The 3,730-nt window shown below is 51.5% G+C and carries 3 protein-coding genes, 1 tRNA gene and 3 pseudogenes; 1 reads left to right on the top strand and 6 read right to left on the bottom strand.

Translation table 11 applies throughout. The features are described 5' to 3' along the window. Both COY37_RS06660 and COY37_RS12055 read right to left on the bottom strand, forming a co-directional pair. On the bottom strand, positions 1-612 hold a 612-nt coding region (locus tag COY37_RS06660), incomplete at its 3' end, for a metallophosphoesterase family protein (protein ID WP_286976907.1). A gap of 1 nt (position 613) precedes the next feature. After that, positions 614-724, bottom strand: a pseudogene (locus COY37_RS12055) (adenine methyltransferase); the annotation flags it as partial. Between the two features lie 433 nt (positions 725-1,157). Between COY37_RS12055 and COY37_RS12060 the strand changes: the two are divergent. Continuing rightward, positions 1,158-1,397: pseudogene (locus tag COY37_RS12060) on the top strand (integrase core domain-containing protein); the annotation flags it as partial. Between the two features lie 56 nt (positions 1,398-1,453). Here COY37_RS12060 and COY37_RS06670 read toward each other — a convergent pair. The 4 genes and pseudogenes from COY37_RS06670 to COY37_RS06680 all read right to left on the bottom strand — a co-directional run. Beyond that, a pseudogene (locus tag COY37_RS06670) lies at positions 1,454-1,747 on the bottom strand (DNA methyltransferase); the annotation flags it as partial. After that, positions 1,744-3,255: a DUF4062 domain-containing protein gene (locus COY37_RS06675; RefSeq protein ID WP_286678901.1), complete on the bottom strand. Its 1,512-nt coding sequence runs from the start codon at positions 3,253-3,255 to the stop codon at positions 1,744-1,746. The gene COY37_RS06675 and the pseudogene COY37_RS06670, both read right to left, overlap by 4 nt. An 82-nt stretch (positions 3,256-3,337) precedes the next feature. Then, complete coding sequence (locus COY37_RS12065) at positions 3,338-3,493, bottom strand: hypothetical protein (RefSeq protein WP_502692919.1); 156 nt, start codon at positions 3,491-3,493, stop codon at positions 3,338-3,340. Between the two features lie 148 nt (positions 3,494-3,641). Next, positions 3,642-3,713: transfer RNA gene (locus COY37_RS06680), tRNA-Val, on the bottom strand. Positions 3,714-3,730 lie beyond the last annotated feature (17 nt).

The following is a 3,730-nucleotide window of genomic DNA, read 5'->3' on the forward strand; positions in this document are numbered from 1 at the left end:
CGTGAGGGAATGGCGATCGCCTAAAGCTATAAAATGAACCTTGCCTTCCGAAATTGCGGCTTCAAGCTTGGAAACCGCAATCACATTTTCTGCTTCTTTATCTGGAGTAAATATGTCAATAATACCATGCCCCACACAGATACGCTTTATACTCCCTGCCGTAGGAAGCGCATTGAGCAAATCAACAATTGGGTTGCCGTTCGGCCGTTTAGACAGCCAAGGGGCGCCTACCAGTTCGAAACCCTCGCCCACTTGAACAGGAGCCGTGTCCCCGATGATCTGGACATGAGCCGGTTTCTTTTCTACGAAAGTGCTGGAGTGGTAAACGGATGCCGCATTCAAAGGGTCATGATTACCGGGAAGGAGATAAACAGGGACCGACACCTCTCTGAGCGCTTCGATTGCCCGTGCTACGGTTTTACGATCCACCTGGTTTGACTCGAAGGAATCGCCGCACACCAAAATAAACTGACATTGTTTTTCATTGGCAATGCGGCCCATTGTTCGAATGGCATCAAACCGCGTCTGGGTATAGCGCGCCTGGGCCTCTTCCGAAAGGAAGCGGCGGGTCATACCCAATTGCCAGTCGCTGGTATGAAGGAAACGAATCATGGTCAACCTCTCGTTTATCCTCAAATAAAAGAAAACGATACTTGTCCGGTAACGGCTTATCGGCCTCCAAGTATTTTATGATGTCTCTTTTTTCGTTTTCAGTTAAAAGCATAAGCCCATTATACAAGCACTTCCCCTAATATTAAACCATAAAATAGCTGTTAACTGCCCTATTTGGCTTAATCGGCGCAGGCCGGGGGCTTAATATAATAGACTGTACCGCCAAGTGATTGAGCCGCGACTTGAGGATGTCTGGAAGTTCGGATGGTAAAAATAATTCGACCCGGCCCCTAGACGACAGACATTGCCGCCACGCGCACCACCGGTGACAATTCGGGAACCAGGTCTCTAAGAGACAGAGGGTTTAAAAAGACAGGCCGGGGCCATATGGTAACGCTCATGAAGAAGATGGGCATAGAAGCGCTCTATCCCAAGCCGAGAACGTCGAAGCCCAATCCGGCGCACAAGCGCTACCCCTATCTTCTTAAAGGGCTTGATATTGTCCTGGCCAACCACGTCTGGTGCGCCGACATAACTCTACTGCCGATGGCAAGGGACGCTGGACGGATAACGTGTTTATCGAGCGCTTATGGAGAAGCGTCAAATACGAGGAGGTGTATATTAAGGCATACGGATCGATTTCTGAGGCAAGAAGCGAGCTTAAAGAATACCTTAAAGAATACTTTACACTGTACAATCAAAGGCGTCGGCATCAAGGTCTTGACGATCTAACGCCGGATGAGGTTTACTTTGCTACATTGAAGCAATTACCGGCAGCGGTTTAGCCTGAGCGGTTTATCACTTAAGAATTGCTTTTATCTGTCCAAAGAAACCCGGCCAGCTCAGGTTTGGCTGGCTTTTGCGCTTCCCACTCCTGGATGAAATCGGCGATCCAGGGGTTCGGGCATGCTGTATAATACGGCGGATCGCTCAAGGCGAGGATGTCCTCGTCGGAGCCGATTGGGAATCCCTCGATTTTGCGGAACGCCGAGTCCTGCAGTTTTTCGCGAAGCTTTTCGGTAAAATATGTACGGCGCTCCGCGTCGTTGTCGAAGGGCAGCCCCAGACAGATCACCGGCCCTTTGCTTGCTTGCGGTTGGCCATCTCCAAAATCTAGAGGTTCTTGCTGATTCATACCTGCTCCTTTTTATAAGCCAATTGCGACTGTAGGGCTCGGCCTTTTTCTGTTAGTCGATACTTCTGTTTGCTGCTCTGCGGTTTGTCAGGAATGGTCATTTCAATCAGGCCGTCCTCAATCAATGGGCTGAGAACTTGGTGCCGGAACTTGGTTCTGTCGGATCGTTGGGCTATTACCATCAGATCCACTAACGCGGTCTCTTCACGGCACTTTTCGAGAATTTCGACTTGGTGCCGACTTAGTGCCGACTTAGTGCCGACTTGTTCGATCACTTCCCCTGCGACTTGTTGCGGAACCGGGCGCCACAGCGTCTGCACAAACTGTCCGCCATCTTGACGAAAATCAGGTGTGGGCAATTCGGCTTCGGCGCAGCGAGCGATCATGTCTAAGGTTCCCGTGCCTGCCTTCTCGATATATCCGGCAAGAAACAGCGGTCCGGCAAGCAATGGGTTGTGTGGAATGGAAGCATGCGGCACACGCAATGAAGCCAAAGTTAAGGTGGCCGGAAGCTGACCGGGGTTCCATACTTCGAGCCGGTCGGCAAAGAGCATGACCTGCACACTAGCGTTGCTGGTGTAATCGCGATGAGCGATAGCGTTGACGATGGCTTCGCCTACGGCTTCGCGCGGCAATTCGTATTCGACCGGGGCTTGCGGCCCCTGCTCCCGGGTACCGACCGAGCGAGCTATTTTAGACATCACGAAATCCAACGCCTGGTCTACCAGCTCGAATACATTGCCTTTATATATCTGATACGACGGAATCGGTTTGCGTACTTCTGTGCCATGGAAATGCAAGCATTTGACTTCCGAGGTGACCAGAAATCGTTGCGGCAACTTGCCAAAGAGCAGGACTGCCGCATGGCTGGGGTGTTTCCCCGCAAGAAGGTCGAGATGGGTCAAGGCCTTGCGCATTGCTGTTCCGGGGCCCAATGGGTAGCCGCGATTGCTCTGGGCGCGCGCCAAGAATTCATCCAGCTTCTCGGTGGAGAGATCTTCAAATGTCGCGCGCGGGCACGCGGAGCCGTCGAATGGTCCTTCTTGAATGACCGCAATTCGCACCAGGTGCTCGACCAAGCTGGCATAGAGCGCGGATGTCAGCTCCGGTAGGTCGGTAAAACGGCGGCGTATAAGTTGTTTGCCTGCCTTGCGAACAAGCTCGCGCATCTTGGGATGGCGGGTGTCGTCGTTTTGGCCTTTTATAAAAATTAGGCGCGGTTTGCCCGCAGCCGTAGCGCTATCAAATTCGCGCTCGGTGGGTGAGATGCCTTCCGCATCCTCATACCCATAGTCCTGACCGAACAAGCCGACATAGATGTCGCAGCTATCCACCTCATCAAGGTATACGGAATCAGCGCGGCGGTCGGATGCGGGTATGTCCTCGAACAGAAAGACTTCGAAAAATCGGCGCAATAATGGATCGCCGTGAAGGTACGCCTTCAGTTCTCGGCGTTCTTCGGCAAACTCTTTCTGGGCGCTGCTGATAAAGATACAGAGTCTGTTCACAGTTCTTACTCCATTACAATACCGCTTGTTCGGCTTCGGGTAAGGTCGTGGTATCGCTGCCGAACGCCCCTCCGGCGAATCTTTAAGTATCGCGGATATATCGTTTATACATTAGAAGATCACGAACGAGTCGCTCATCAGGTGGCATAATGACAAGCAGCTCGTCTCTTCCCATGCTCTGCATGCGAAGTGTTAGCTCATTGCCGCTGTTTTTACTAAATGGGCTTATAGCGTGAATGGCGCGTTTTTAAATATGACACATGATTGAACCTTGATCCCCAATAAATCCTTGTATCTCGGTTTAATTATCGTCACCTTGCACTTACCTTGCACTTACGAGAAAAGCCTAGAACCCCTAACTTGGTGATTCTAGGCCTCTGACCTTGTGGGCGTTACTGGATTTGAACCAGTGACCTCTGCCGTGTGAAGGCAGCGCTCTCCCGCTGAGCCAAACGCCCTTGCTTTTTAAACTCTA

It is taken from the genome of Candidatus Aquicultor secundus (genome assembly GCF_002791875.1).
In the GTDB taxonomy this organism is placed as follows: domain Bacteria; phylum Actinomycetota; class Aquicultoria; order Aquicultorales; family Aquicultoraceae; genus Aquicultor_A; species Aquicultor_A secundus.